Annotated in this window: 27 protein-coding genes; 17 read left to right on the top strand and 10 right to left on the bottom strand. The window is 70.2% G+C overall.

From position 1 onward, the window contains the following. The first annotated feature begins 105 nt into the window (after nucleotides 1-105). Nucleotides 106-1467 carry an MFS transporter gene (locus ACFKCF_RS26105; protein WP_394497489.1) on the top strand — a complete coding sequence of 454 codons (1362 nt, stop codon included), beginning with the start codon at nucleotides 106-108 and terminating at the stop codon, nucleotides 1465-1467. Here the strand turns inward: ACFKCF_RS26105 and ACFKCF_RS26100 are convergent. From ACFKCF_RS26100 to ACFKCF_RS26090, 3 genes are read right to left on the bottom strand one after another with little or no spacing between them, the layout of a single operon-like run. Continuing rightward, on the bottom strand, nucleotides 1451-2959 hold the full coding sequence (locus tag ACFKCF_RS26100; RefSeq protein ID WP_394497487.1) for a tripartite tricarboxylate transporter permease: 1509 nt from the start codon (nucleotides 2957-2959) through the stop codon (nucleotides 1451-1453). The genes ACFKCF_RS26105 and ACFKCF_RS26100 overlap by 17 nt on opposite strands. After that, nucleotides 2960-3445 carry a tripartite tricarboxylate transporter TctB family protein gene (locus ACFKCF_RS26095; RefSeq protein ID WP_394497486.1) on the bottom strand — a complete coding sequence of 162 codons (486 nt, stop codon included), beginning with the start codon at nucleotides 3443-3445 and terminating at the stop codon, nucleotides 2960-2962. It abuts the gene before it with no gap. Continuing rightward, nucleotides 3445-4416 carry a tripartite tricarboxylate transporter substrate binding protein gene (locus tag ACFKCF_RS26090; RefSeq protein ID WP_394497484.1) on the bottom strand — a complete coding sequence of 324 codons (972 nt, stop codon included), beginning with the start codon at nucleotides 4414-4416 and terminating at the stop codon, nucleotides 3445-3447. Before ACFKCF_RS26090 ends, ACFKCF_RS26095 begins: the two co-directional genes overlap by 1 nt. A gap of 183 nt (nucleotides 4417-4599) precedes the next feature. Between ACFKCF_RS26090 and ACFKCF_RS26085 the strand changes: the two genes are divergently transcribed. The 3 genes from ACFKCF_RS26085 to ACFKCF_RS26075 all read left to right on the top strand — a co-directional run bounded on the left by ACFKCF_RS26085 (nucleotide 4600) and on the right by ACFKCF_RS26075 (nucleotide 9026). Continuing rightward, on the top strand, nucleotides 4600-6192 hold the full coding sequence (locus tag ACFKCF_RS26085; RefSeq protein ID WP_394497482.1) for an ATP-binding protein: 1593 nt from the start codon (nucleotides 4600-4602) through the stop codon (nucleotides 6190-6192). A gap of 87 nt (nucleotides 6193-6279) precedes the next feature. Beyond that, nucleotides 6280-6942 carry a response regulator gene (locus tag ACFKCF_RS26080; RefSeq protein WP_394497481.1) on the top strand — a complete coding sequence of 221 codons (663 nt, stop codon included), beginning with the start codon at nucleotides 6280-6282 and terminating at the stop codon, nucleotides 6940-6942. A 92-nt stretch (nucleotides 6943-7034) separates the two neighbouring features. After that, a complete protein-coding gene (locus ACFKCF_RS26075) occupies nucleotides 7035-9026 on the top strand; it encodes a VanW family protein (RefSeq protein WP_394497479.1) in 1992 nt (663 codons plus the stop codon). Between the two features lie 203 nt (nucleotides 9027-9229). On the opposite strand, the gene ACFKCF_RS26070 is transcribed toward ACFKCF_RS26075, so the two are convergent. Further along, nucleotides 9230-10288, bottom strand: a complete 1059-nt coding sequence (locus tag ACFKCF_RS26070; protein WP_394497477.1) for a PQQ-dependent sugar dehydrogenase — start codon at nucleotides 10286-10288, stop codon at nucleotides 9230-9232. 128 nt (nucleotides 10289-10416) lie between these two features. Here ACFKCF_RS26070 and ACFKCF_RS26065 point away from each other — a divergent pair, with 128 nt between their 5' ends. The 5 genes from ACFKCF_RS26065 to ilvC all read left to right on the top strand — a co-directional run bounded on the left by ACFKCF_RS26065 (nucleotide 10417) and on the right by ilvC (nucleotide 17565). Further along, entirely contained in the window at nucleotides 10417-11235 is an 819-nt protein-coding gene (locus ACFKCF_RS26065; RefSeq protein ID WP_394497475.1) for a 2-hydroxyacid dehydrogenase, read from the top strand. Nucleotides 11236-11471: 236 nt separating this feature from the next. Further along, nucleotides 11472-14099, top strand: a complete 2628-nt coding sequence (locus tag ACFKCF_RS26060) for a putative bifunctional diguanylate cyclase/phosphodiesterase (RefSeq protein WP_394497474.1) — start codon at nucleotides 11472-11474, stop codon at nucleotides 14097-14099. Between the two features lie 204 nt (nucleotides 14100-14303). Next, nucleotides 14304-16043 (top strand): acetolactate synthase large subunit, encoded by a 1740-nt coding sequence (locus ACFKCF_RS26055; protein WP_394497472.1) that lies wholly within the window; start codon nucleotides 14304-14306, stop codon nucleotides 16041-16043. Then, nucleotides 16036-16560, top strand: coding sequence for an acetolactate synthase small subunit (gene ilvN / locus ACFKCF_RS26050; RefSeq protein WP_394497471.1), 525 nt, complete (start codon nucleotides 16036-16038; stop codon nucleotides 16558-16560). Before ACFKCF_RS26055 ends, ilvN begins: the two co-directional genes overlap by 8 nt. Nucleotides 16561-16581: 21 nt before the next feature. Further along, on the top strand, nucleotides 16582-17565 hold the full coding sequence (gene ilvC / locus ACFKCF_RS26045) for a ketol-acid reductoisomerase (RefSeq protein ID WP_394497642.1): 984 nt from the start codon (nucleotides 16582-16584) through the stop codon (nucleotides 17563-17565). A gap of 218 nt (nucleotides 17566-17783) precedes the next feature. On the opposite strand, the gene ACFKCF_RS26040 is transcribed toward ilvC, so the two are convergent. The 4 genes from ACFKCF_RS26040 to ACFKCF_RS26025 all read right to left on the bottom strand — a co-directional run bounded on the left by ACFKCF_RS26040 (nucleotide 17784) and on the right by ACFKCF_RS26025 (nucleotide 19304). Then, a complete protein-coding gene (locus ACFKCF_RS26040) occupies nucleotides 17784-18185 on the bottom strand; it encodes a PIN domain nuclease (protein WP_394497470.1) in 402 nt (133 codons plus the stop codon). Next, entirely contained in the window at nucleotides 18182-18406 is a 225-nt protein-coding gene (locus ACFKCF_RS26035) for a type II toxin-antitoxin system VapB family antitoxin (RefSeq protein WP_364838048.1), read from the bottom strand. Before ACFKCF_RS26035 ends, ACFKCF_RS26040 begins: the two co-directional genes overlap by 4 nt. A gap of 138 nt (nucleotides 18407-18544) precedes the next feature. Then, nucleotides 18545-18988 carry an acyl-CoA thioesterase gene (locus tag ACFKCF_RS26030; protein WP_394497469.1) on the bottom strand — a complete coding sequence of 148 codons (444 nt, stop codon included), beginning with the start codon at nucleotides 18986-18988 and terminating at the stop codon, nucleotides 18545-18547. Continuing rightward, nucleotides 18966-19304, bottom strand: a complete 339-nt coding sequence (locus ACFKCF_RS26025) for a hypothetical protein (RefSeq protein WP_394497467.1) — start codon at nucleotides 19302-19304, stop codon at nucleotides 18966-18968. The genes ACFKCF_RS26030 and ACFKCF_RS26025 overlap by 23 nt, the downstream gene beginning before the upstream one ends. A gap of 93 nt (nucleotides 19305-19397) precedes the next feature. Between ACFKCF_RS26025 and ACFKCF_RS26020 the strand changes: the two genes are divergently transcribed. From ACFKCF_RS26020 to ACFKCF_RS26005, 4 genes are all read left to right on the top strand, one after another. Then, the gene (locus ACFKCF_RS26020; protein ID WP_394497466.1) at nucleotides 19398-20408 is read left to right on the top strand and encodes an NAD(P)-dependent alcohol dehydrogenase; all 1011 of its coding nucleotides are present in this window, start codon (nucleotides 19398-19400) and stop codon (nucleotides 20406-20408) included. Between the two features lie 38 nt (nucleotides 20409-20446). Further along, nucleotides 20447-21094 carry a class I SAM-dependent methyltransferase gene (locus ACFKCF_RS26015; RefSeq protein WP_394497465.1) on the top strand — a complete coding sequence of 216 codons (648 nt, stop codon included), beginning with the start codon at nucleotides 20447-20449 and terminating at the stop codon, nucleotides 21092-21094. Further along, entirely contained in the window at nucleotides 21087-21533 is a 447-nt protein-coding gene (locus ACFKCF_RS26010; RefSeq protein WP_394497464.1) for an NUDIX domain-containing protein, read from the top strand. The genes ACFKCF_RS26015 and ACFKCF_RS26010 overlap by 8 nt, the downstream gene beginning before the upstream one ends. Before the next feature lie 157 nt (nucleotides 21534-21690). Next, nucleotides 21691-22131, top strand: coding sequence for an HIT family protein (locus ACFKCF_RS26005; protein WP_394497462.1), 441 nt, complete (start codon nucleotides 21691-21693; stop codon nucleotides 22129-22131). 128 nt (nucleotides 22132-22259) lie between these two features. On the opposite strand, the gene ACFKCF_RS26000 is transcribed toward ACFKCF_RS26005, so the two are convergent. Beyond that, nucleotides 22260-22724, bottom strand: coding sequence for a hypothetical protein (locus tag ACFKCF_RS26000; protein ID WP_394497460.1), 465 nt, complete (start codon nucleotides 22722-22724; stop codon nucleotides 22260-22262). 400 nt (nucleotides 22725-23124) lie between these two features. Between ACFKCF_RS26000 and ACFKCF_RS25995 the strand changes: the two genes are divergently transcribed. From ACFKCF_RS25995 to map, 3 genes are all read left to right on the top strand, one after another. Beyond that, on the top strand, nucleotides 23125-23658 hold the full coding sequence (locus tag ACFKCF_RS25995; protein WP_394497458.1) for a PadR family transcriptional regulator: 534 nt from the start codon (nucleotides 23125-23127) through the stop codon (nucleotides 23656-23658). Next, nucleotides 23655-24377, top strand: coding sequence for a siderophore-interacting protein (locus tag ACFKCF_RS25990; protein ID WP_394497457.1), 723 nt, complete (start codon nucleotides 23655-23657; stop codon nucleotides 24375-24377). The genes ACFKCF_RS25995 and ACFKCF_RS25990 overlap by 4 nt, the downstream gene beginning before the upstream one ends. 73 nt (nucleotides 24378-24450) lie before the next feature. Next, on the top strand, nucleotides 24451-25218 hold the full coding sequence (map, locus tag ACFKCF_RS25985; protein WP_394497456.1) for a type I methionyl aminopeptidase: 768 nt from the start codon (nucleotides 24451-24453) through the stop codon (nucleotides 25216-25218). Here the strand turns inward: map and ACFKCF_RS25980 are convergent. Continuing rightward, nucleotides 25205-26434 carry an acyltransferase gene (locus tag ACFKCF_RS25980; protein ID WP_394497454.1) on the bottom strand — a complete coding sequence of 410 codons (1230 nt, stop codon included), beginning with the start codon at nucleotides 26432-26434 and terminating at the stop codon, nucleotides 25205-25207. The genes map and ACFKCF_RS25980 overlap by 14 nt on opposite strands. 258 nt (nucleotides 26435-26692) lie before the next feature. On the opposite strand from ACFKCF_RS25980, the gene ACFKCF_RS25975 reads away from it, so the two are divergent. Beyond that, nucleotides 26693-26962 (top strand): hypothetical protein, encoded by a 270-nt coding sequence (locus ACFKCF_RS25975; RefSeq protein ID WP_394497453.1) that lies wholly within the window; start codon nucleotides 26693-26695, stop codon nucleotides 26960-26962. The last annotated feature ends 25 nt before the right edge of the window (nucleotides 26963-26987 follow it).

The following is a 26987-nucleotide window of genomic DNA, read 5'->3' as shown; positions in this document are numbered from 1 at the left end:
ACGGCGGGGCCCTTCTTGGTGTGGGGGGTCCTAGGCCCAATTGCGGGGGCCGGCTAGGACCGGCGCTGGAGGCGCCGGGAGGCGGGTCTCCGTAGCGTTCGCAGCATGAAGAGAAAAGCATTGACGGCGGGCCTGGTGGCGATGGTGTCGCTGGTGGCCTTCGAGTACATGGCGGTCGCGATCGCCATGCCGGTCGTGGCCAAGGAGCTCGGCGGGCTGGAGCTCTACGGTCTGGCCTTCAGCGGGGCGATGGCCGCCAGCGTGGTGGGCACCGTGCTCGGGGGACGGTGGGCGGACGTACGCGGTCCCCTGGCGCCTCTGTGGACCGGGGTGGCGGGGTTCGTCGGCGGGCTGACGGTGGCGGGGCTGGCGCCGAGCATGGAGGTGCTGATCGCGGGCCGGTTCCTGCAGGGGTTCGGCGGCGCGCTGGTCAGCGTGGCGCTCTATGTGGTGGTGGCCCGGGTCTATCCCGAGGAGCTGCATCCGCGGATCTTCTCCCTTTTCGCGACCGCGTGGGTGGTGCCCTCGATGGCGGGGCCGGCGATCGTGGGCGTGGTCACAGAGACGCTCGGATGGCGCTGGGTGTTCCTGCTGGTGCCGATCCTGACCGTGGCGGGCGGCCTGGTGCTGCTGCGCGGGCTGGCGGGCCAGCCGCTGGCCGGCGGGCAGAGCGAGTCCGAGCCCGGCCTGCTGGGGAAGGTCGGCTGGGCGGTCGTGACGGCCGTGGGCGCCGGGCTCATGCAGTACGGCAGCGACGGCCGGATCGTGCTGCTGATCGCGGGCCTGGCGGTGCTGCTCGTGGCGCTGCCCAGGCTGCTTCCCGCCGGTACGCTCCGCGCCGCCCGCGGGCTGCCGTCCGTGGTGGGGCTGCGCGGCCTGGCCTCCGGCGCCTTCTTCGCCGCCGAGGTGATCGTGCCGCTCATGCTGATCCAAGCGCGCGGCCTGTCGACGCTGGCGGCCGGCCTCGTGCTCATGGGAGGCTCGCTGACCTGGTCGTTCGCCTCGTGGCTGCAGGGCCGCGAGACCTTCAGGCAGGTGACGAACCTGCGGCTGGGCTCGGCCATGATGGCGCTGGGCATCCTGCTCATGGGCACGGTGACGTTCACGGCGGTGCCGGTGGCGCTGGCCTACCCGGCGTGGATCATCACGGGCTTCGGGATCGGCCTGCTCTACCCGACGCTGTCGGTGCTGACGCTGGAGCTGTCGGCGGCCGGCGAGCAGGGCAGGAACAGCTCGGCGCTGCAGGTGGGCGAGTCGGTGTTCTCGGTGGTGGCGGTGGCCGTCACCGGCGCGCTGTTCACGGCGGCCCACTCGGGCTACTGGACGGTGTACGCGGCCACGCTGGTCATGGCGCTGGCCGGGCTGGCGATCGCGCCCCGGTCTTTCGCGCGGCGGGCAGCGAGCGGTTCCGCCGACCCGGTCGCACCGGCGGAACCAGCTCGTGAGCCCGTCAATCGACCGGCGTGACCTCCCGCCGCCGGGCCGACAGCGTCCTGAACACCGGCGTGAGCAGCGCCAGGGCGGCCAGGACCAGCAGCACCACGGCGACCGGGCTGCGCACCAGGACCGTCACGTCGCCCGCGCCGATCGCCAGGGCGCGGCGGAGCTGGATCTCCGCCATCGGGCCCAGGATCATGCCGATCACCGCGGGGGCGACCGGCAGGCCGAAGCGGCGCATGGCGTAGCCCAGGAGGCCCAGGACGTACAGGACCACGAGGTCCACGACGGTGCCGTTCAGGGCGTAGACGCCGAGGGCGGCGAACAGGACGATCCCGGCGTACAGGTACGGGCGGGGGATCCGCAGGACGCGGGCCCACAGGGGCGCGAGGGGCAGGTTCAGCACCAGCAGCATCGTGTTGCCGATGAACAGCGACGCGATCATGCCCCACACCAGCGCCGGGTTGTGGTCGAACAGCTGCGGCCCGGGCTGGAGCCCGTACTGCTGGAAGGCGGCCAGCAGGATCGCGGCCGTCGCGGACGTGGGCAGGCCCAGCGTGAGCAGCGGGACCAGGGTGCCCGCCGCGGAGGCGTTGTTGGCCGCCTCGGGCCCGGCCACACCCTCGATGGCCCCCTTGCCGAACTCCTCGCGGGCCTCCCCGCGCGCCAGCCGCTTCTCGGCCGCGTACGACAGGAAGGTGGGGATCTCCGCCCCGCCGCCGGGCAGCGCGCCGAACGGGAAACCCAGCGCCGTGCCGCGCAGCCACGGGAACCACGAGCGCCGCCAGTCCGCGCGCCCCATCCACGCCCGTCCGACGGGCACCACCTCGGGCGCCGCGTGGCGCAGCCGCGAGGCCACGTAGAGGGCCTCGCCGAGCGCGAAGAGCCCGACCGCGACGATCACGACGTCGATGCCGTCGAGCAGCTGCGGGATGCCCATGGTGAGCCGGGCCTGGCCGGTCTGCTGGTCGATGCCGACCAGCCCGATCACCAGGCCGAGGCCCAGGGAGGCCAGGCCGCGCACGACCGAGCGGGACAGCACGGACGACACGGCGGTGAAGGCGAGGATCGCCAGCGCGAAGTAGTCCTCCGGGCCGAACGAGATCGCGAAGCTCACCACGGCGGGCGCGGCCACGACCAGCAGCGCCGTCGCGATCGTCCCGGCCACGAACGAGCCGATGGCCGCCGTGGCCAGCGCCTGCGCCGCCCGGCCGCGCCGGGCCATCTTGTTGCCCTCCAGCGCCGTGATCATCGACGAGGACTCGCCGGGCGTGTTGAGCAGGATGGAGGTGGTCGAACCGCCGTACATGCCGCCGTAGTAGATGCCCGCGAACATGATGAACGCGCTGGCCGGCGGCACCGTGAACGTGATCGGCAGGAGCAGCGCCACGGTCATCGCGGGCCCGATGCCGGGCAGCACGCCGACCAGGGTGCCGAGCGTGACGCCGACGAGCGCGTACAGGAGGTTGACCGGGGTGAGCGCGGCGGCGAAGCCGTCGATCAGCAGCTGGAACGACTCCACCTAGATCACCCCCGCCAGCAGCCCGCCCGGCAGCGCCACGCCGAGGCCCTTGACGAACAGCAGGTACGTGGCGAGCCCCACGACCACCGAGATCACGGCCGAGCGCCCCTTGTGCTCGGCCCCGAGCGCCAGCGACAGCCCGAAGAACAGCAGGCTCGCGCCGATGATCCAGCCGAGCACGTTGAGGAGCGCCGTGAACGCCAGGAAGATCCCGCTGACCAGCCCGACGCTGCGCCAGTCCGTGGGCGCGTCCACGTCCACGTCCTCGCTCTCCTCGGGGTCGCCGTGGCCGCCGCGGATGACGTCGACCACGTAGAACAGGCCGATGAGCACCATGGCGCCGCCTACCAGCATGGGGAAGAATCGGGGCCCGATGCCGAGCTGGGAGGCCGCCGCGGAGACGTCCAGCGTCCCGATCACGACGAGCACGCCCAGGCCCAGCACCACGACCGCCAGCCCGAGCTCGGGCCGCCACCAGCGAGCCATCAGGAAACGAGCCCCATCTCGGCGATGATGCCCTTGACCCGGGTCTGCTCGGAGTTCAGGAAGTCGGTGAACTGCTGCCCGGTCTGGAACGAGTCGATCCAGCCGTTCTTGGTCACCGCGTCCTTCCACGGCTGCGAGTCGTGCATCTTGGTGACCAGGTCGGTCAGCGCCTTCTTGTCGGCGTCGGACAGGCCGCCGGGGGCGACGAAGCCGCGCCAGTTGGCCAGCGAGACGTCCAGGCCGCCCTCCTTCAGCGTGGGCGCGTCCAGGCCGGGGATCCGCTCGGCGGAGGTCACGCCGAGGGCGCGCAGCTTGCCGGACTTGACGTGCTCCGCGAACTCGGCCACGCCGGAGATGCCCGCGCTGACCTTGTTGCCGAGCAGCTCGTTGAGCGCCTCGCCGCCGCCGGAGTGGGCGATGTAGTTGACCTGCTTGGGGTCGACGCCCGCGGCCTTGGCCATCAGGCCGGCCACGATGTGGTCGGTGCCGCCGGCGGACCCGCCGGAGATCGACACCTTCTTCGGGTCGGCCTTCCAGGCCGCCACCATGTCGGCGAGCGACTTGTACGGGGACGCGGCCGGGACGACGACGATCTCGTACTCCTCGGTCAGCTTGGCGATCGGAGTGGTCTCGGCCAGGGTGACCTTGGACTTGTTCTGCTCGATGGCGCCCACCATGACCAGGCCCATGGTCATCAGCAGGTTGCCGTTGCCCTTCTCGCCCGCGAGCTGCGCCAGGCCGATGGTGCCGCCCGCGCCGGGCACGTTGTACACCTCGACCTTCCGCTTGGAGTCGGCGGCCTTGATCGCCTGCTCCGCGATGCGGGAGGTCTGGTCCCAGCCGCCGCCGGGGGAGGCCGGAGCCATGATCCGCAAGGAGCCGCTGGCGGACGTGCCGGTGCCTGACTCGCCGCAGCCGGTCAGCGCGGCGAGGGAGAATGCCGCGAGGGCGGCGAATACGCGCAAGCGCATGATCACTCCAGGGGGTGTTTCACGGTTGTAAAACTGGGATCGTGAAGCCCCGGCCCGCCCACGTCGAGGCTTTGCACGCTTGCCGTCTTAGTGGTCGTATTGGTCGCAACCTGGCCGTGACCTGCGTTTGTTTCCATGTGCAGGGTGCGTGCTGTTTGGCCGAGCCCCGCTCGGCGGCCTGCGATGGATGTCCTCGCTTCGCTGCGGATCCATCGCAGGGTCCGTGACGCCTCCCTCGGCACCCAGCTGTTCGTGCTCCAGATGGTGATCGTGATCCTCGCCGTCGGGGGCACCGCAGGGGTGTGGGCCGAGCACACGCGCGACCAGCTCGACTCGCTGCACCAGCAGCGGGCGCTGGCCATCGCGCAGTCCGTGGCAGGGCTCCCACAGGTCAGGGAAGCGTTCAAGCTGAAGAATCCGGAGTCGGTCCTGCAGCCGCTGTCCATGAGCGTGCAGCACGAGACCGGCGCCGACTACGTCGTGATCGCCAACGCCGAGCAGAAGCGCTACGCCCATCCCAACGCCCTGCTGATCGGCAAGCAGCTGTCCACCGACGGCACCACCGTGCTCAAGACGGGCAGGAGCTGGGTCGGCACCGAGACCGGCACGATCGGCACCACGGTCAGGGGCAAGGCCCCCATCCGCGACGAGTACGGCGGCGTGATCGGCCTGGTCTCGGTCGGCGTGCTGGAGACCACGGTCGTCGGCCAGCTCGGGGCCGCGCTTCCGCCGCTGGTGTGGACGGCGCTGGCCGTGCTGCTGGCGGGCCTCACGCTGGCCGCGGTGATCACCGCGCGGGTGCGCAGGCAGACGTTCGGGCTGGAGCCGCGCGAGATCGCCGCGCTGCTGGAGCAGCGCGAGGGCGTGCTGCACGGCGTCAAGGAGGGCGTGCTCGCGCTCGACCTCAACGGCCGCGTCACGCTGGTCAACGACGCCGCCCGCGAGCTCCTGGGCAACGTCGGCGAGGACCTGACACAGATGCCGGTCTCCGAGCGCATGCGCGACGTGCTCGGGGGCGCCGACCCGGGCGAGGACCGCGTCGTGCTGCACGGGGAGCGCGTGCTGGTGCTCAACCGCACCCCGGTCTCGGTACGCGGCCAGCACCGCGGCTGGGTCGTCACCCTGCGCGACCGCACCGAGCTGACCCGGCTGGCCCGCGAGCTCCACGACACCAGCAGCGCGACGGACGCGCTGCGGGCGCAGGCGCACGAGTTCGCCAACCGCATGCACACCATCGTCGGCCTGCTGGAGCTGGGCGAGCACGAGGCGGCCGTCAACTTCATCACCCGCACCACCCGCGGCACCTACGCCACCGACCTGCGCGAACGCGTCCAGGACCCCACCCTGGCCGCCCTGCTGCTGGCCAAGTCCGCCGAGGCGGCCGAGCGGGGCGCCCGGATCGTGCTGTCGGAGGACTCGGACGTGCCCGAGGGCCTGCTCGGCGACCCGCAGGACGCGGTCCTCGTGGTCGGCAACCTGGTCGCCAACGCCATCGACGCGCTCGACGGCGCCGAGGGCACGATCGAGGTGTCGGTGCAGGCCGACGCCGACGGGCTGCGCGTACGGGTGGGCGACTCCGGGCCGGGCATCGCGCCCGACCTGGTGGAAGAGGTGTTCAGGGAGGGGTTCACCACCAAGGCCGCCCAGTCGGGGCCGCGCGGGCTCGGGCTGGCGCTGACCCGGCAGGCGTGTCTGCGCCGGGGCGGCTGGGTACGGGTACGGAACTCGGGCGGCGCGGTCTTCACGGCCCTGCTCCCGGCGAAGGCCCGCACGTGATCCAGTGCCGGGACCCGCGGCAAAGGGGCGCGTGCCGGGACCCGCGGCAAAGGGGCGCGTGCCGGGACCCGCGGCGGAGGTGCGGTCATGAGTGAGATTCGGGTGCTGGTGGTGGACGACGACTTCATGGTCGCCCGCATCCACAGCGGCTACGTGGCGCGCGTACCCGGCTTCCGGGTCGTTTCGGTCGCGCACAGCGGGGCCGACGCGCTCGCCGCGGCGGCCGAGCTCCGGCCGGATCTCGTGCTGCTCGACATCTACTTGCCCGACATGTCGGGACTTGAGGTGCTCAAACAGCTCCACGACGTGGACGTTCTCATGATCAGCGCCGCCCGCGACGTGCCCACGGTCAGGGAGGCCATGCGCGGCGGCGCCGTCAACTACCTCATCAAGCCCTTCACCGCCGCCTCGCTGACCGACCGGCTCCAGCAGTACGCCGACACCCGCAGGCGCCTGACCGCCATCGGCCCCGAGGCGCGGCAGGACGACGTGGACCGGCTCTTCGGGAGCCCCAAGACTTCCGCCCCCATGCCGAAGGGGCTGTCTGCGGCCACGTGCGAGCTGGTCGCGGAGACCCTGCGGGAGGCGGGCCGAGACCTGTCGGCGGCCGAGACGGCCGAGCTCACGGGCCTGTCGAGGGTGAGCGTCCGCCGCTATCTCGAATACCTGTGCGTGGCCGGACAGGCCGAGTTCCGGCCCCGTTACGGCACCGCCGGCCGACCGGAACATCGCTACCGGTGGCTAGGTTGACACACTTCCGTAGCCATTTCCCGTGACATATGCGGATCCGCGTGCCTTACTGTTGCCTGAGACTTGGCTGCGGACCGGGAGGAGATTGAGGCGTGCGTAACGCCGGACCGATCGAATCACCGACCGACCCGTTCGCCTCGGTGCCATTACCCACGTCGGGCGTCTCCAAGAAGCCGCGGATCGAAGGGCTGCCCCCGGGCGTCTCCCGGGACATCTTCGGCCCCACGGACAGGCAGGACCCCCGGCCGGCCCAAGGCCCGAGCGCCCCGGGCGGTCCCTCGGGCGGCGCGCTGCCCCCTGTGGCGCCGCCGGCGCAGCCATGGCCGGTGAACGGCAAGGAACCGCCGACCCCGCCCGCGCCCGTGTTCGGCGCCCCCTCGGAGCGGCAGAGCCCGTACGAGCCCGAGCCTCCTCGCAAGCGCCGCCTCCTGCCGGCGCTGCTGGTGTTCATCGTGGTGCTGGCGGCGCTGGCGTACGTGGTGCCCGCCGTGCTCATGTCGGGCTCCGTCCTGCGCGGCACCCATGTCTCGGGCGTCGACATCGGCGGGCTGACCGTCACCCAGGCGGCCGACAAGCTCCGCAACGAGCTCGCCAACCGGCTGAGCCGGCCGGTCGTGGTCGACATCGCCGGCCGTAAGGAGACCATCCAGGCCGACGAGGCCGGTCTCGAACTCGACGTGGTCGGCACGATCGGCCAGGCGCCCAGCGGGTTCCCCAGCCCGCAGGAGGTGTGGCGGGGCCTCACCGGCAAGACCGAGCTCCAGCCGAAGGTGAACCTCGACTCCTCGCAGCTGTCCAGGACCGTCGAGGGCCTGGCCGAGGCGGCCGACAAGAAGCCGCACGAGGGCCGGGTGACCTTCTCCGGGCTGGAGCCGAAGGTCCGCCAGCCCCAGGACGGCGTGCTTCTCGACCGGGAGGACGCCGTGCGCCGGATCGGCGACGCCTTCCTGCAGGGCGGCGGCAACGTCGTGCTCACCCTCAGGCCGGCCAAGCCCGCCACCACCGCCGAGGCCGTCGCGATCGCCCTCGCCAAGGCGAAGACGGCCGTCTCCGCCCCCGTCACGCTGACTGTCGGCGACAAGCAGGCGCAGATCACCCCGGCCATGATCGCCGCCAACCTGACCTACAACTCCGACGGCTCCGGCGGGCTCGCGCCCCAGTTCGACACCACGGCGGTGCTGGCGGCCCTGGAGAGCCGGCTTGTTGACGCGGCCCAGCAGCCGCGTGACGCCACGTACGACATCGTGAACGGCAAGCCGGTCCTGGTGCCCGCCCGCACGGGGCGGGGCGTGAACGACAAGCTGCTGGCCAGGGACGCCGAGCGGGTGTTCGACGAGGGCGGCAGCCGGACGATCCCCGTCCGGCTGGGCGCCGTCGCCCCCGCCGTCACGACGGAGCAGGTACGCGACCTCGGGATCAAGGAGAACGTGGGCGCGTTCACCACGTCGTTCGACGCCGGCCAGCCTCGGGTCAAGAACATCCAGCGCATGGCGCAGCAGCTCGACGGGCACCTGGTGAAGCCCGGGGAGACGTTCTCGATCAACGAGATCGTGGGCGAGCGCACCGTCGAGGACGGGTACGTCGAGGCGGGACAGATCGTCGGCGGGCGGATGGTGAGCATCGTCGGCGGCGGGGTCTCGCAGTTCGCCACGACCATGTACAACGCCGCCTTCTTCGGCGGGTTCGACCTGGTCGAGCACCAGCCGATGGACTACTACGCCCCTCGCTATCCGCCTGGGCGGGACGTGGCGCTGCTCTATCCGGACACGGACCTGAAGTGGCGCAACGACTCCGACTTCGGCGTGCTGGTCAAGACGGCCTTCACGGAGACGTCGGTGACGGTCACCTTGTGGAGCACTAAGCGGTACGACGAGGTGGAGGCGGTGACCTCCGAGAAGCGGGACTTCCGGCCGTTCCGGACGGAGAGCAGCTCGGCGCCCGGGTGCCTGCCGACGGTGGGGGAGCAGGGGTTCACGATCGACGTGACCCGGGTGTTCCACCAGGACGGCAAGGTGGTCAAGAAGGACAAGAAGCTGACCACCAAGTACCGGCCCCAGCCCCAGACCACCTGCACCACGAGCTGACCCTCCCCAGGCCGCGCCCCGGGCGCGGCGGTGTCCCGCGGCGGGCGGAAGGCGTTTCGCCTGTCACCGCCCGCCCGGCCCAGGGCCGTGGCAGGCCGCCTACGTGCGGGCGGTGTATGGCGTTGTGAGCGGCGCGGGACCCGTCCACCCGGTACCGGGGCACCCCGAGGGCATGTGCTCCGGTCTGGGGGCCTCTGAGGCGGTTACGAGAGCGGGACCGAGAGGATGCGGTCGTCGCCCGGCCGTGGGGAGCCGCGGCCATCCTGGTTGCTGGTGCCGACCCACAGCGTGCCGTCCGGAGCCGCGGTGACGGCGCGGAGGCGGCCGTAGCGGCCGGTGAAGTGGGCGACGGGCGTGCCCGCCGACCCGTCCGCCCCCAACGGGACCTGCCACAGCAGGGTCCCGCGCAGCGCCCCCACCCACAGCGAGCCGTTCGCGTACGCCAGCCCCGACGGCGAGGCCTCGTCGGTGGACCAGGTGACGATGGGGTTGACGTAGCGCGAGTCGTCGCTGCGCCCCTCGACCTCCGGCCACCCGTAGTTGCCTCCCACCTTGATGAGGTTCACCTCGTCGTAGGTGTTCTGGCCGAACTCCGACGCGTACAGGCGGCCGGACGCGTCCCAGGCGAGCCCCTGGACGTTGCGGTGGCCGTAGCTGTAGACGAGCGTGCCGAACGGGTTGCCGGGCGCGGGAGCCCCGTCCACGGTCATGCGGAGGATCTTGCCGGCCGGCGAGTCGCGCTGCTGGGCCAGCTGGTCGTCGCCGGTCTCGCCGGTGGAGGCGTACAGGAATCCGTCGGGTCCGAACGCGAGCCGTCCCCCGTTGTGGATCCCGCCCTTGGGGATGCCCCGCACCAGGACCCGCTCGTCGCTGAGACGGTCGCCGGTGAGCTGGTAGCGGACGATCCGGTTGTCCTGTTCGGCGGTGTAGTAAAGGAAGATTTGCTGATCCTTCGCCGCCACCCCCATCAGCCCGCCCTCGCCGGCCGGGCTCACCCCGGGGATCGTGCCCAGCGAGGTGACCTTCCCGTCCCGGGTCAGGCGCAGCAGCCTGGCCGTGTCACGTTCGGTGACCAGCGCGTCGCCTCCGGACAGGAACGCGATCGCCCACGGCACCGCCAGCCCCGTCACCACGTCCCTGGGCTCCCCCGGCCCGGCCCCGGCCGGCACGGTGGAGGTCGGCGTCACCTCCCCGTCGCTGGCCAGACCGCTGGAACAGGCGGTGAGAACGGCCATGAGCATGATCGTCCAGAGCTTCCTCATGTGTTCCATACTTCCCTTGGAGCCGTAAGGTTCTCGGCATGAAGACCTGGGTTGCGTCCGATTCGGTGGCTGATGTCCTGTCCGACCTGCCTGGGGTCGAATGTGCTGTTTACGATGGCACGGCCCCGATGCCGGAAGGAATCGAGGAGGTGGAGGTCTGGATCCCGCCGCTCGTCACCGTGCCGGACGTGCCGGGCACCCTGGCCAGGATGAGCTCCTTGCGGCTGGTGCAGACCGTCACCGCGGGCGTGGAGCCGTACCAGCCGCACATGCCGGACGGCGCGGTGCTGTGCAACGCCCGCGGCGTGCACGACGCCGGGACCGCCGAGTGGGCCGTCGGGGCGATGGTCGCGGTGCTGCGGGAGTTCCCCGGTTTCGTGGACGCGCAGCGCAGGGGCGAGTGGACCTACCACCACACCGACGTGCTGGCCGACTCGACCGTGCTCATCGTCGGCCACGGCTCCATCGGCGCCGCGCTGGAGAGGCGGCTGGAGGGCTTCGAGGTCGAGGTCGTACGCGTGGCCAGGAGTGCCCGCGACGGCGTGCACGCCATGGACGAGCTGCCCGCCCTGCTGCCGGAGGCGGACGTCGTGGTGCTGCTCGTGCCCGCCACGGCCGACACCGCGGGCATGGTCGACGCGGCCTTCCTGGCGCGGATGAAGGACGGCGCCGTGCTGGTCAACGCCGCCAGGGGCGGCGTGGTCGACACGGACGCACTGATCGCGGAGCTCAAGAACGGTAGGCTACGCGCCGCGCTGGATGTGACCGCGCCCGAGCCGCTGCCCGAGGGCCACCCCCTCTGGAGCGCTCCGGGCGTACTGATCACTCCGCACGTCGCGGGCAGCACCCCCGCGTCCGGGCGGCGCATGCTGCGCCTGATCCGTGCCCAGCTGCTGCGCTACCTCGCAGGCGAACCGCTGGTCAACGTCATCACCGACACGTACTGAGAGGATCCCGGAACGTGGCTGGTCCGTGACCTTCGGTGCGTACGGTTGCCTTTGCGAGGGGGTCCTGACTCGCTGTCAAGGATCTCTTGGCGGAAATTGGTCTGTGTGGTTATCAGATCGGTGACGACATCGGCGTTGTCACCACCCGCGCACCCACGAGCGCACACACTGGCGAAGTGATCGACCGGGCTTCGGCGGTCGCAGGTGCAGGGTTCGAGACGGGATGGGCAACGACTGTGATCCGCTGGCGTGATCCACGGGTGCCGCTGACCGCCGCGGCGGCGGCAGGCGCGGTGGCCTTCGCCGCCGCGCTCGGCATACGCGGTCAGGCCTTGCTCACCGGCGCTGTCGCCGGCGGGCTGGCGGCGCTGATCGCGGCCGGTTCGCTGCTGTTCGCCTCGGCGAAGTCGGCCGGTCACCGGCCGACGGCGCTGGGTGCGCGCTGGATGGGCGGCGGAGCCGTCATCTGGGCCGCCGGCGTGGCGCTGCGCCCGTTCGCCGAGAGCTTCCTGGTCAGCTTCGCCGACCTGTTCGTGCTGCTCGGCACCGTGGTGACGGCGGGGGGCGCGCTGATCGCCGCCGACCGCAGATTCCCGGCCCGGGTCGTTTTACGGCATGTCACCGACGCCTACCTGTGCGCCGCCTCGCTCTTCCTGATCGGCTGGGTGGCCGCGCTGCGGCACGTCTACGACGACGCGGCGGACCCGGCGGCGTTCACGTTGGTCATGCTGCCGCCGATGATCGCGCTGCTGGTGACGTGCGCCGTGATCCCGTCGGTGCTGACGAGCCGGGCCTCCTCCTGGCCGCTCGCCCTGGCAGGAGTCGGCGCGCTCGCCACCATGACCGTGGCGGGCCTGGCGGCCGGGGTGGCCAGGCTCGACGGCGGCGACCCGCAGATCTGGACCGTCATGCTCGCGCCCGTCGCGTTCCTGCTGCTCGCGGCCGTCCCGTGGGTGCCGCATCCGGGCGCGGCGGGCAGGTCCGCCGTCGGCGGGGTGGTCGCGCTGGTGCCGATGGGGCTGGTCGCCGTGGCCGCCTGCACGCTGCTCGCCCACCTGGCGGGCGCCGGGGCCGAGCGGCCCGTGACCGGCGTCGTGGTGGTCGCGGTCTCCGTGGTGCTGCTCCTGCTCGTCCGCCTGTTCTTCGTCTCGGCGACCAACATGCGCCTGCGCGGCCTGGTCAAGCTCGGTGAGCGGCAGCTCAGGGAGCTCGCCCAGAGCACCGGCGACGTGGTGTTCCTGTGTGACTACGAGGGTGTGGTGAGCGAGATCGACGCCGGGGTCGAGGTCACGTACGGCTACCGCCCCGAAGACGTGGTCGGCGGATCGATCTTCGACTACATCCACCCGGAGGACGTCCCCGGCATCCAGGTCGCGCTGCGCGCCATGCACCTCGACGAGGACAACGCCGCGCCGGGCGCCTGCCTGATCGCCTGCCGGGTGCGCGCGGCCGACGGCACGTGGCGGCCCACCGAGTCGGTCGCCACCCGCCACGTCGGCGGCGACGAGCTGCTGCTGGTGACCACCAGGGACGTCAGCGACGAGGAGGCGCTGCGCAACCAGGTCGCCCACCTGACCTTCCACGACGGCGTCACCGGGCTGCCCAACCGCGCCTACTTCGAGGAGCGCACCCGCGAGGTGCTCTCGGGGCGCACCTCCGGCGCGGGAGCGGCCAACGTCGCGGTCATCTTCCTCGACCTCGACGGGTTCACCTCGGTCAACGACTCGGTGGGCCACGCCAGCGGCGACTACCTGCTCGGGCAGGCCGCGCGCCGGCTGCGCGGCGCCGTACGCGCCGACGACACGCTCGCCCGGTGGGGCGGCGACGAGTTCGCGGTGCTCGTGGAGACGGGCGGCGACGCGCAGGTCGCGGTCGATCTGGCCGAGCGGCTCGTACGCGCGGTCTCGCAGGAGCCGTTCCGCGTCGCCGACCGCGACGTGGCGCTCACCGCGAGCGTGGGCGTGGCCTTCACCGAGGACGACATGCCGGCGGGCGACCTCATCCGTAACGCGGATGTCGCGATGGCGCGCTCCAAAGAGCTGGGCGGGCGGCGGGTGGAGGTGTTCGCCGCGCAGATGCACGCCGACGTCGTGCGCCGGCTGGAGCTGGCGGCCGACCTGCAGCGGGCGCTGATCGAGCAGCAGTTCGCGATCGAATACCAGCCGATCGTCGATCTCGCCACCTCGCGGGTGACCTCGGTCGAGGCGCTGGTGCGGTGGTGGCGCGGGTCGGTGTTCGTGCCGCCGGAGCAGTTCCTGGGCCCGGCCGAGGACACCGGGCTGATCGTGCCGCTGGGGGAGTGGATCCTGCGCGAGGCGTGCCGCGAGGTGGCCGCCTGGCGGGCCTCGGCCTGGGACATCGGCCTGTCGCTCAACCTCTCGGCCCGCCAGATCACCGCGCCGCGGTTCGTCGAGACGGTCGAGGAGGCGCTGGCCGAGAGCGGGCTGCCGGCCTCCGCGCTCACCCTTGAGGTGATCGAGGAGATGCTGGTCGAGGACGCCGAGGAGACGATCAAGCGGCTGTCGGAGCTGCGGGCGCTCGGCGTGCGGCTGGCCATCGACGACTTCGGCACGGGTTACGCGTCGCTCGCGTTCCTGCGGCAGCTCCCGGTCGACATGATCAAGATCGATCCGTCGTTCGTGTCGGGGCTGGGCAAGGACGACACGCTGACGCTGCTCACCCGGACGATCGTGCGGCTCGGCCACGACCTCGGGCTTATCGTGGTGGCAGAGGGGATAGAGCGTCCCGAGCAGCTCGATCTGCTCAAGCGGATGGGGTGCACGAAGGGTCAGGGTTTCCTGGTCGCACGGCCGATGGCGGCGCGCGGAGTCGACTCGTTGATGCGTACGAGTCTCACTGTTTGAGACAAGTGTCCACGAAGTTGACACCAGGGCATTCGGTGCGGCTATGGTGTAGGCCATGCTTCGCAGTGAGATTCTCGTAGTACTTCGCCGGCGCGCAGGCCGATAGCGAAGCACTTCGACCTGCGCGCCGCCCCAGACCCGCCGTCCGGTGGGAAGGGGCATTTTTTATGTCCTTAAGCGAGTAGCCACGCAAGGAACGAGCCGATGACCGAACGGATGACAGGTGCACAGGCCCTGGTGAGGGCGCTGGAGCACGTTGGAGTCGACACAGTGTTCGGGATCCCGGGCGGTGCCATTCTGCCGGCCTACGATCCTCTCTACGACTCGACCAAGGTCCGGCACGTGCTCGTACGCCACGAGCAGGGCGCCGGTCACGCGGCCGAGGGCTACGCGCAGGCGACCGGCAAGGTCGGGGTGTGCATGGCCACCAGCGGTCCCGGTGCCACCAACCTGGTGACGCCGATTGCCGACGCGTACATGGACTCGGTGCCGATCGTGGCGATCACCGGCCAGGTGGCCAGCGCGGCCATCGGCACGGACGCGTTCCAGGAAGCCGACATCTCCGGCATCACCATGCCGATCACGAAGCACAACTTCCTGATCACGGACCCGGCGGACATCCCCCGCACGATCATGGAGGCCTTCCACATCGCCTCCACCGGCCGGCCCGGCCCGGTGCTCGTCGACATCTCCAAGGACGCGCTGCAGGCCGACACCACCTTCAGCTGGCCGCCGACCATGCAGCTCCCGGGCTACCGCCCGGTCACCAGGCCGCACTCCAAGCAGATCCGCGAGGCCGCCAAGCTGATCGCCGAGTCCAAGCGGCCGGTCCTGTACGTCGGCGGTGGCGTCCACAAGGCGCATGCCTCCGCCGAGTTGCTGCAGCTGGCCGAGCTGACCGGCATCCCGGTCGTCACCACCCTGATGGCGCGCGGCACGTTCCCCGACAGCCACCCGCAGCACATGGGCATGCCGGGGATGCACGGCAGCGTGTCGGCCGTGGGCGCGCTGCAGAAGGCCGACCTGCTCATCGGGCTGGGCGTGCGCTTCGACGACCGGGTGACCGGCGACCTGGCGTCGTTCGCCCCGTACGCCAAGGTCGTGCACGCCGACATCGACCCGGCGGAGATCTCCAAGAACCGCCACGCCGACGTGCCGATCGTGGGTGACTGCAAGGAGGTCATCGGCGACCTGGTCGCGGTGATCCAGGCGTCCGGCCAGAAGGGCGACTACACCGAGTGGTGGACGGCGCTCAACGGCTACAAGCAGACCTACCCGCTGGGCTACGAGACGTACGAGGACGGCACGCTGGCGCCCCAGTACGTCATGGAGCGGCTGAGCGCGATCGCCGGGCCCGACACGTACTACGTGGCCGGCGTCGGGCAGCACCAGATGTGGGCCGCGCAGTTCATCGACTACGAGAACCCCGGCACGTTCATCAACTCCGGCGGCCTCGGCACGATGGGCTTCGCCGTCCCGGCCGCGATGGGCGCCAAGATGGGCCGCCCCGAATCCACGGTGTGGGCCATCGACGGCGACGGCTGCTTCCAGATGACCAACCAGGAGCTGGCCACCTGCGCCCTGGAGGGCGTGCCGGTCAAGATCGCCGTCATCAACAACGGCAACCTCGGCATGGTCCGCCAGTGGCAGACGCTCTTCTACGACCAGCGCTACTCCAACACCGACCTGCAGACGGTCCGCCGCATCCCCGACTTCGTCAAGCTGGCCGAGGCCTATGGTTGTGTGGGCCTGCGATGCGAGCGTGCCGAGGACGTGGACGCCGTGATCAAGAAGGCCATGGAGATCAACGACGTGCCTGTCGTGGTCGACTTCGTCGTCCACCAGGACGCCATGGTCTGGCCCATGGTCGCGGCAGGCACCAGCAACGACGACATCAAGATCGCCCGTGACATGGCGCCCAAGTGGGAGAACGAGGATGAGTAGGCATACTCTGTCGGTGCTTGTCGAGAACAAGCCGGGCGTACTGGCACGCGTGTCCGCGTTGTTCAGCCGAAGGGGCTTCAACATAGACTCGCTGGCAGTGGGGCCGACCGAACACGACGACATCTCGCGCATGACCATCGTGGTCAGCGTCGAGGAGCTGCCGCTTGAGCAGGTCACCAAGCAGCTCAACAAGCTGGTGAACGTGCTGAAGATCGTCGAGCTCGACCCGTCGCAGTCCGTCCAGCGCGAGCTGATGCTGATCAAGGTCAAGGCCGACGCCGACAGCCGGTCCCACGTGCTGGAGCTGGTCAACCTCTTCCGCGCGCGCTGCGTCGACGTGGCCGCCGACGCCGTGACCATCGAGGTCACCGGCACCCCCGACAAGCTCGAGGCGTTCGTCAAGGTCCTCGAGCCGTTCGGGATCAAAGAACTCGTCCAGTCGGGCATGGTGGCCATCGGCCGCGGCGCCCGTTCCATCACTGACCGGTCCCTCAGGGCACTGGACCGTACCGCCTGAAAGGTTTAGCAAGTGACCGAGATTTACTACGACGACCAGGCCGACCTGTCGATCATCCAGGGACGCCACGTGGCCGTGCTGGGGTACGGCAGCCAGGGCCACGCCCACGCGCTCTCCCTGCGTGACTCCGGCGTGGACGTGCGCGTCGGCCTGCCGGAGGGTTCCAAGAGCCGCGAGAAGGCCGAGAACGACGGGCTTCGGGTCGTCACCCCGGCGGAGGCGGTCGAGGAGGCCAACCTCACCATGATCCTCGCGCCGGACCACATCCAGCGCCACCTGTACGCCGACCACGTCGCCCCCAACCTGGTCGAGGGTGACGCGCTGTTCTTCGGCCACGGCCTGAACATCCGCTACGGCCTCATCGAGGCGCCGGAGGGCGTCGACGTGTGCATGGTCGCCCCCAAGGGCCCCGGCCACCTCGTCCGCCGCCAGTTCGAGGCCGGGCGCGGCGTGCCGTGTCTCGTGGCCGTCGAGAAGGACGCCTCGGGCAAGGCGCTGGACCTGGCGCTCTCGTACGCCAAGGGCATCGGCGGCACCCGCGCCGGCGCGCTGCGCACGACGTTCACGGAGGAGACCGAGACCGACCTGTTCGGCGAGCAGGCCGTGCTGTGCGGCGGCGTGTCCGAGCTGATCAAGGCCGGCTTCGAGACCCTCATCGAGGCGGGCTACCAGCCCGAGGTCGCCTACTTCGAGTGCCTGCACGAGATGAAGCTGATCGTCGACCTCATGTACGAGGGCGGCATCTCGAAGATGTACTGGTCCGTCTCCGACACGGCCGAGTACGGCGGCTACACCCGCGGCCCGCGCGTCATCACGGACGAGACGCGTCAGGAGATGCGCCGGATCCTGGGCGAGATCCAGGACGGCACCTTCGCGCGGCAGCTCGTCGAGGAGTTCGACGGCGGCCAGAAGGAGTTCAGCCGCTACCGCGAGGAGCTGGCCGAGAACCCGATCGAGAAGACGGGCGCCAAGCTGCGTCCGATGATGAGCTGGCTGAAGGCGTAGTTCGGGGTTTGCTGGATTGGGCAACGGGTGTGGTGGGCCAGGCGCACCCACCCGTTGCCCGTCTGGGTGATTGGCCTGCTGGATCCCGCCCCGAGCGGTCCTCGCTGCGCTCGGGCGTCCTTCCTGGGCGCGCCTGCCGGCGCGCGGGCGCTTCGCGCCAACCGACCAAGCATGTTAAACGGCGACTATGTGGATCAGACTCACCGATCGCGGGACACTTAACTGATCCAGCGCGACTGCTGTCCTGTCAGGCGCGCGATGGTTTCGAAGTCGCCATCAGCGTGAAGCAGGGTCAGCTTGTGATGTCGAGCTGTAATGGCTATGAGGAGATCCACCGGGGAAGCACATTGGTGCCAACCTTTGTCCGCCAGTTCGCGCTGCAATCGGCTCGTCTCATCCCAGGCCGAATGCGGAATCACATAGTACGGAAAGGTCTCATGGAGCAGGCTGTCGGCCTCGTAGAAGGCAGGTCGCCCTCCGCCAGCGCGCAGATACTCCTGCCGCACCGGCTCACAGATGCCAACTAGACCTGCAGAGACTGTCTGGTCCCATTCAGCGCCGACTTGTCCTCTGTAGAAGCGGATCAACGCGCTGGTGTCGACGAGAAAGAGCTCTGTCACGCCACGGCCTGGTTCGCGTCGTCGCCCTTCTCGAGGACAGAGAAGTCGATCTCCCCCGTGGCCACCATCTCACGCATGCGAGCCACTGCAGCCGCCCGTCTGCGCCGGTCAACGATTTCCCGCAGTGCGGCGTTGACCGTGTCCTTCTTTGACGAGGTGCCAAGGAGCTTTGCGGCCTCGGCCAAGGCTTCATCGTCGAGGTCGATCACTGTCTTGGTCATGCCTGTCACCCCATGTGTATATACGATTTTCAATCAGTATATACACATGGACGTAAGACGGCGAGGTCAAGCGCGGCTCCGGGGGATGCCTTGCCTGACCAGGTGGTCCTGCGGTCGGCCGGTCCGCAGGGGCTGCCCTTAGGGCATGAGGCCCAGGAGTTCGGGTTCGGTGGCTCTCGTGCGCCACTCGCGGTCAGGATCGGGAACCAGTCGTCGGGTCTTCAGATCGAGCAGGCCGCTCACGTGGCTCACCTCGGCCGCCACGGTGCCGTCCACCCGCCGCAGGAGATGGCGCACCCGATAGGTCTTCCCGCCGCTCCACTCCCAGTCGCAGGTGACGTCCACCTCGTCGCCGCCACGCAGCTCACGGTGGTATTTGATGACGGTCTCGAGGTTGACGGGGCCGAGGCCGCTGCCGAGCAGATCCTCGATCGACACCCCGGCGGCCCGGACGCAGGTGAAGCGGGCGTGGTCGGCGTACTGGATGTAAAAGCCGCCGTTGAGGTGGAGCTGTGGGTCGATCTCGTAAATGCGGACTTCGAGGCGGACGCTGAAGGGCTCAGTCACGGGGCTGTGCGTCATCGGGAGCTCCTTGCTCGGTCAGCCGGCGCAGTGAACGGTCGGTGAGATAGCGGCGGCCGTCCTCGCGGACCTCCAGCCAGTCGCCTCGGGCCCAGCCGCCGGCGGCCTGGGGGGAGAAGCCGTGCTTGCGGAACAGCGCGCTGGCTTCGGTCCTGGTCAGGCCATCGCGCCCCCATTCGGCGATGAGCGCTCGATGCCGGCTGTCCGCTGAGGGTTGGGCCGGATCAGCCGAGATCGCATCGGCCAGCGCCGCGAATCCGGCGCTGATCTGGCGTAGCGCCGCGGCTATCTGATCCTTCTGCGGCCATGGCTCCATCTCCATAGGTCAGCAATTGCTACCGATCGATGAGCATTGTCGTCGGCGGTCGGCCGGTGTTACCGTCTTTCATGTGTAAGAAGAATCTTACATATGAACGAAGACTCTGACCATGGAGGCATCGCCATGAAGGCCGTCCGCTACCACTCCTACGGCTCGCCCGACGTCATCAAGCTCCAGGACGTCGGCAAGCCCGAGCTCGGCGACGACGACGTGCTGGTCCGCGTGCGGGCGGCCTCCGTCAACGCGGGCGACTGGCACCTGCTGCGCGGCCTGCCCTACATCTTCCGGGCGCAGGCCGGGCTGACCCGGCCCAAGGCCCATCTGCTGGGCGCCGACCTGGCCGGGGAGGTCGTGGCCGTCGGCAGGAGCGTCACCGCGCTGCGGCCCGGCGATGAGGTGTACGGCTTCTGCCGGGGCGCGTTCGCCGAGTACGTGGCCCTTGCGGCGGAGGGGTTCGTGGTGCGTAAACCGGCCGGGCTGACGTTCGAGGAGGCGGCGGCCGTGCCGCTCGCGGCCGTCACCGCGTTACAGGCTCTCCGCGACAAGGCGCAGGTCAGGGCCGGGCAGAAGGTGCTGGTCAACGGGGCGGGAGGCGGGGTGGGGTCGTTCGCGGTGCAGATCGCCAAGGCGCTGGGCGCCGAGGTGACCGGCGTGTGCGGGCCCGGGAACGCGGAGATCGTGCGGTCGATCGGGGCCGATCACGTCGTCGACTACACCAAGGAGGACTTCACGCGCGGCGGCGAGCGCTACGACGTCATCCTCGACAACGTGGCCAACCGCTCGCTGGCGGACTGCCGGCGCGTGCTCGCTCCCCGGGGCGTCTACGTCCACAACAGCGGCGACAAGGGCGGACGCTGGCTGGGGGTCATGGTCCGCATCATCCACGTGATGGTGTCGTCCATGTTCGCACGGCAGAGCCTGGTCGCCGGATACGTGGCCGACGAGAGCACCGACGATCTCGTGGCCCTGCGCGACCTGCTCGAAGCGGGGAAGATCAGGCCGGTCATCGACAGAACCCATCCGCTGAGCGAGGTCCCCGAGGCGATCGCCTACCTCGAGCGAGGGCACGCCCGGGGCAAGGTCGTCATCACGATGGCATGAGGGCGGGATTGTCGGTGGCGGTTGAGAGGATCGGGCCCATGTCCGATCTCACCTCCGCGATCACCGGCTACTGGGACGCCGCCGCCCCCACCTTCGACGAGGAGCCCGACCACGGCCTGCGGGCCGACCGCACGCGTGCCGCCTGGGACCGCCGCCTGCGTGCCTGGACCCCGGCCCATCCGGCCGACGTCCTCGACGTCGGCTGCGGCACCGGCTCCCTGTCCCTGCTGCTGGCCGCGGCCGGGCACCGGGTGACCGGTGTGGACGTGGCGCCGCGGATGATCGAGCAGGCCCGCGCCAAGCTGTCGTCCGCCGGGCTCGCGGGGCGGTTCCTGGTCGGCGACGCCGCCGCCCCGCCCACCGGCGACGACCGCTTCGACGTGGTGCTCTGCCGGCACCTGGTGTGGACCCTGCCCGACCCCGAGGCGGCCCTGCGCGAGTGGGCCGGCCGCCTGCGCCCGTCCGGCAGGCTCGTGCTCGTGGAGGGCCGCTGGCGGGAGACCGGGTCGCCCTATGTGGAGGGAGCCGGCTCGCTGCCCTGGCACGGCGGTCTCGGCGCCGCCGACCTGGCCGCCGCCGTCCGCCCGCTGGTCGCCGACCTGCGCGTCGAGCCGCTCAGCGACGACGCCGACCTTTGGGGCGGTCCCGTGTACGACGAGCGCTATGCGATCATCGCCTATGCCTGACAGACCGATCCGCGACAAGGCCCTCTGTTACATCGTCCGAGATGACGAGCTGCTCGTGTTCCGCCACGTCGACTACAGCCCTGAGGAAGTGGGCGTGCAGGTCCCCGCAGGGACCGTCAGGGAAGGGGAGGACCCCTGGGACGCGGCGCTCAGGGAGGCGCGGGAGGAGACCGGCCTCCACGATCTCACCGTCGTGCGGAAACTCGGGGTGGCCGAGTACGACATGACCCCCTACCGCGCCGAGCTCCAACGCCGCCACATCTTCCAGCTGACCCTCCACGAGGAGACCCCGGACCGGTGGGCGAGCAGCGAGGACCATGACGGTAACGAGCCGCCCACGCGTTTCGAGTGCTTCTGGATCCCGCTCCGACACGGCCACGTGCTGCAATCCGGCCAGGGCGCGCTCCTCCACCGCCTGTTCGAGCACGACACCCAATAAGCGGCGCCGGATAATCGGTTGAGCGGGTTTCGGAGGGGCTGCCAGCATCGTGATCCATGACGGACACCGAGGCCGCTCGCCGGCTCGCTGTGCTCGCGGACGGCGGCATCACGGTCTCGTCCGCCGGGGCCTTCAGTCGCATGCGGGAGTCCGCGGCATGAGCGGCGCCACATGCACCTTCTGCCGGATCGCCGAGGGCACCGAGCCCTCACAGACGATCCACGAGGACGATCACACGATCGCTTTCCTCAATGTCGCCCAGGCCACCGAAGGGCACACGCTCGTCGTGCCGAGAACGCATCACCGGGATCTGACGGAGATCCCGCCCGACGAGGCGGCCCACGTCATGCGGGCCACCGTGGAGGTGTCTCGCCGGCTCGTGGGCGCGCTGGGGGCGAAGGGCGTCAATCTGTGGCACGCGAGCGGCGAAACCGCGTGGCAGAGCGTCTTCCATTTCCACATTCACGTGGTCCCGCGCTACACGGACACGGATCTCACGCCTCCGTGGACGGAGGTCGAGCTCCCGGTCGAGTCGCTGCGCGGGCTGGGGGCGGAGATCCGCCGGTTCCAGTCAGCGCCCCGCCGCCTCCTTTCCTGAAGCGGCGGGGCGCTCACCCGGCGATCAGCTTTCGCCGAACTTCCCGGCCTCGGCGTCGCACCTGCCGTGCCATCGTCGCCGACGGCCAGGTCGGTGCCCGCTTTACCGGAAAGCACGTCGTCGCCCGATTACATCTCGATCACGTTGCCGGAGCCGCCGATGGTGGCGACTCCGTCACCCGAGATGAGGTTGTCCCGCCCTGGCGCCAGGTTCGCCCGCATCGGCAGGCGCGTACGGTTGCGCAGCGTGTCGTCACCCGGCCCGGTGATCGCCACGATCGACTCGATCTGGTCGGCCGGGCAGGCCACCCGGTTGGCGCTCTGCCGCTTGCACGGCGCGGACGCGTCGATCGCGTCGCCGGAGTTCGAAACGATCACCCAGCGGCCGGACAAGGACAAGTCGATGTTGTCGGACGCGTCCCCTCCATAGACGTGCAGTTCCGAACCGGACACGCTCACGTCGGTCGTGGCGTGCGCCGGCCCGGCGACGGCCAGCAGCGAGGCGGCCAGCGTCCCTCCCACGGCCAGCGCCCGCACGCCGTGCGCGCGCAGACCTCTGATCCGCAGCCGCCTGCCGTTCCCCCGTGTACTCATCAATCCCCCCTGTGTTGGATGGCTCGCCCGCGTGCCCCGGACCTTGGATGAGTACAGCGCCACGACGGTCACGCTCTGTGACGAAGCGAAGACGCGTTCGGTGGCTTTTGCCATGTTCGCCGAGGAGCCGGGCATAGACAGGTCGTAGCCTTGTTGTCAGACGTCCGTCATAGCGAGCGTTGGGCGGAAGCGGGCCGTACGGTGCACCCACCCTCCGGCAACAGCAACCCACACCCTCCACAACAGCACCGTAAGCCTCCATACCCCCGCCAGCGGCATCACCAACCGCTGCCATCGCCTCCGAAGAAGAGCCCTGTCCTGCGACTTTGCCCGGTGGCCGAGCCGAGATGGGAACGATCGATACTTGTTTAGCTATATCGTTCGATATAGCATCCGAGTCATGATGAACGCGCGTCGCGGCCCCGAGCGGGGCCCCACCGGGCGCTTCTTCGGTCCTGGCGAGCTTCGCCTGGCCATCCTGGCCCTGATCGTCGAGCGGCCCGGCCACGGTTACGAGGTCATGGGGCGCCTCGCCGACCGCTTCAACGGCACCTACGAGCCCAGCGCCGGCTCCATCTACCCCACCCTCCAGCTGCTGGAGGACGAAGGGCTCGTACGCGTCGAGCAGACCGACGGCCGCAAGGTCTACCACGTCACCGAGGACGGCAGGCGGGCGGCCGAGGAGCAGGCCGACGGGATCGAGCGGCTGTGGGGGCGGGCGGCCAGCAGGGGCGAGTGGGGGATGTTCCGCGAGCCCGAGGCCGCCGAGATCGTCGGCCCGGCGTTGCGCCTGGTCAAGGCGGCCGTGAAGGCGCTCGCCCACGCGCACGGCGACCCTGCCGTGGTCGAGCGCATCCAGGAGGTCTTCGTGGAGGCCCGCCGCAGGATCGAGGAGCTGGACACCAGGAGACGGCCTTGGAAGGAGTCGCCATGAGGCGGAGCGTCGCACGACGGTTACTCGACCGGATGTTCCTCACGGGTGAGGTGGTCGAGGTCGAGGAGGTGGCCGCCCGCATGCGGCGGGTCAGGATCGGGGGAGAGGCGCTCGCCGGTCTGGAATGGACCCCCGGCCAGCACGTACGCCTCTTCGTCGGCGACGGCGGCGGCCTGCTGGGCGGCGTCCTGCGCACCTACTCGATCTGGCGGCACGACCCCACCTGGGAGGCCCTCGACCTGATCGGCTACGACCACGGCGGCGACTCGCCGGGCGCCTCCTGGATCAGGAACGCCCGGCCCGGCATGGAGATCTCCTTCACCAGGCCGGACGGCGGTTTCGTCACGAGGGAAGCCCGCTATCACGTGTTCGCGGGTGAGGAGACGGCCTCGGTGGCGTTCGGCGCGATGTTGCGGGCGCTCCCGGAAGGCGCGACGGCATATGGCGCGGTGGAGGCCGAGGGGCCCGGAGACCATCTGGAGCTGCCCAAGGAGCTGGTCAAGGTGTGCCGGGGAGGCAAGCCGGCGGCCAGGTCCGAGGTTCTGGTCGACGCCGTCAGGGAGCTAGACCTGCCGGACGAGCCCGGCGTGGCCTACCTGGCCGGGGAGGCGCGCACGATCCAGGCCATCCGGGCCCACCTGGTCGACGAGCGTGGCTGGCAGCGCAGGGACGTCCGGACGAAGCCCTTCTGGACACCCGGCAGAAAGGGGCTCGACTAGAGCGATGCGCCCACCCCTCACCGCGTGATAGTAATACCGGTATAGTTATTGGTGTCGCACGTGAGGAGGGGCTGTGATCGAGCTGAAGAGTGCCGGGGAGATCGACGCGATGCGGGAGGCCGGGCGGGTCGTCGCCGCCGTCCACGCCGCGGTGCGCGAGCGGGCCGCCGTCGGCGTCTCGCTGAAGGCGCTCGACGAGGTGGCCCGGACGGTCATCGCGGACGCGAAGGCCGGAGCGTCGTTCCTCGGGTATCACCCGTCGTTCGGCGCGACCCCGTACCCGGGGGTGATCTGCACGTCCGTGAACGGGGTCATGCTGCACGGCCTGCCGACCCCGTACCGGCTGCGTGACGGCGACCTGATCAGCGTCGACTGCGGCGCGTTCGTGGACGGGTGGCACGCCGACGGCACGGTCAGCTTCGCGGTCGGCGAGCCACGCGCGGAGGACCTCAAGCTCATCAGGGTTGCCGAGGAGACGCTGGCCGCCGGCATCGAGGCGGCCGTGCCCGGCGGCCGGATGGGAGACATCGGCCACGCCATGTCCACGGTCGGGCGCGGCGCGGGATACGGCATGCAGAACGACTTCGGCGGCCACGGCATCGGGCGGGCCATGCACGAGTCGCCGTTCGTGCCCAACGAGGCCCGCGCCGGACGAGGGATGCGGCTGCGTCCCGGCCTGGTGATCGCGATCGAGCCGAGCCTGATGGCCGGGGGCGACGACGACTACTACATGGCCGAGGACGGCTGGTCGGTGTGCTCGGGCGACGACAGCAGGAGCGTGCACGTCGAGCACACGGTCGCCATCACCGCGGACGGCCCGGTCATCCTCACCTTGCCGTAGGCTCCCGCATCCCGAACAGGAACCTGGTCACCCTGGTGCGCCGCACCAGCACGTCGTAGGCCGCCACGGTCAGCACGAGCGACAGCGCCACGATCACCGGATACTCGACCAGGATCGGCGCCTGCCATCCCACCACGAAATAGGCCACCGCCACGACGATCGGCTGGTGGAGCACGTAGAGCGGGAGCACCGCGGCCGCGAGATACGCGCTCACCCGGCGCGGCGGCCGCTCCCGCCCCGGACCGGGCGGCCGTCCCCGCTCGGGGCGCCGGCGGTCGAGGGCGCCGAGTATCGCGACCAGCCAGCACCATCCGGCCAGGCCGTACAGCGCCCGCACGCCGATCGCGAGCGGCGTCGGATCGGTGAAGGGATCGGCGCCCGGCAGGTCGCCCGCGATCATGAAGCCCGGGACTCCCACCGCCATCAGCGCGGCCCCCAGCACCGCCGCCGGGACCCGGTCCCGCCGCATCGCCGCGCGGAAGGCCGGGTCGGTCACGAACAGGAACCCGTACAGGAAGAACACCAGGTACGCCCAGCGGCTCCACCCGCCGAATGCCTCCTCCAGCCCCACCAGGGCGCAGACCACCCCGACGGGCACGCCGAGCAGCAGCAGCCCGCAACGCGGGCGGGCGACCGCGGCGAGCCGCTCGCGGATCCGGCGGGCGGGCCCCTGCGGCACGTAACGCGCCAGCGGCGCGAGCAGCAGCGAGAACGTGAGCAGCAGCACCACGAACCACAGGTGGCCGGTCTCGAAGTACGGCCCCCTCAGGATGAAGGGGAAGTCGCTCAGGTCCAGCCGCACGGAGTAGAACTTCGGCAGGAACGCCAGGTAGGACTCGTGGTACGCCGGGTCTGCGCGTAACCGTAACCACTGCGGCACCGGGATGATCGTGGCGGTGGCGAACACCAGCGGCACCCCCAGCCGCAGCAACCGCTCCACGGCGAACCCGCCGGGCCCGCGGCGGCGCATCGAGTGCCACGCCCCCAGCCCCGCGATGAGGAAGAGCAGCGGCATGGCCCAGATCACGCAGAGTGCCGCGATGACGAACGTGATCTCGGTCGTCTCCGCGTTCTTGACGTAGAAGTCGTCCTGAGAGTCGAACACCAGCGACGCGTGGAAGAACACCAGCCCGACCACCACGAGGGCACGCATGGCGTCGAGCTCGGACCGCCGTTCGGGAGCCGCCTGAATGGCCGGATCGTCACGCATGGTCATGATCACCTCCCGTACGTACCAGTCTGAGCCCCCAGATGCGCCCGCGCCATGGTCTGTGGCGAGGTTGGAAAAGGTATAGGAGTTCCCGTAGGGGAACACCGCAACGTCAAGATCGTCGAACTGTTCACCGGTTCCACCATGCAGGGCATTTCGCCAGGTCAAGAGCAAAATTGTGGGCGTTTGTCGAAGTTGAGGGCCGGGGACATCTCACCTCGGCAGCTACGGAGAGTAGTGGACATGTACCAGAGAGGAATCGATATGTACAGACATGGGCTCGTTCTGGCCGGCCTCGTCGCCGGGATGGCTGTGTTCGGCGGCTCCGCGTTCGCGGCTACCACCACCGGCTGGCCGAAGGACAAGGACGACAACAGGAAGATCCTCTTCGTCTGTGGCGACGACAACTACATCGCCGGCGGCGACATCAACAAGAACGAGAACCGCCTGCTGAACGTCGAGACCGGCGACATCCTGAGCAACATCCTCGGCAGCCACAGCGAGGACGACAACCGGAAGTGCACGCTCGCCTGAATCTCCTCAGCAGCTGAGAAACGTA

The sequence above is a fragment of the Nonomuraea sp. JJY05 genome (assembly GCF_043496855.1).
Lineage (GTDB): Bacteria > Actinomycetota > Actinomycetes > Streptosporangiales > Streptosporangiaceae > Nonomuraea.
Note: the sequence above shows the minus strand (reverse complement) of the source record. Positions and strands in the feature narration are given on the sequence as shown.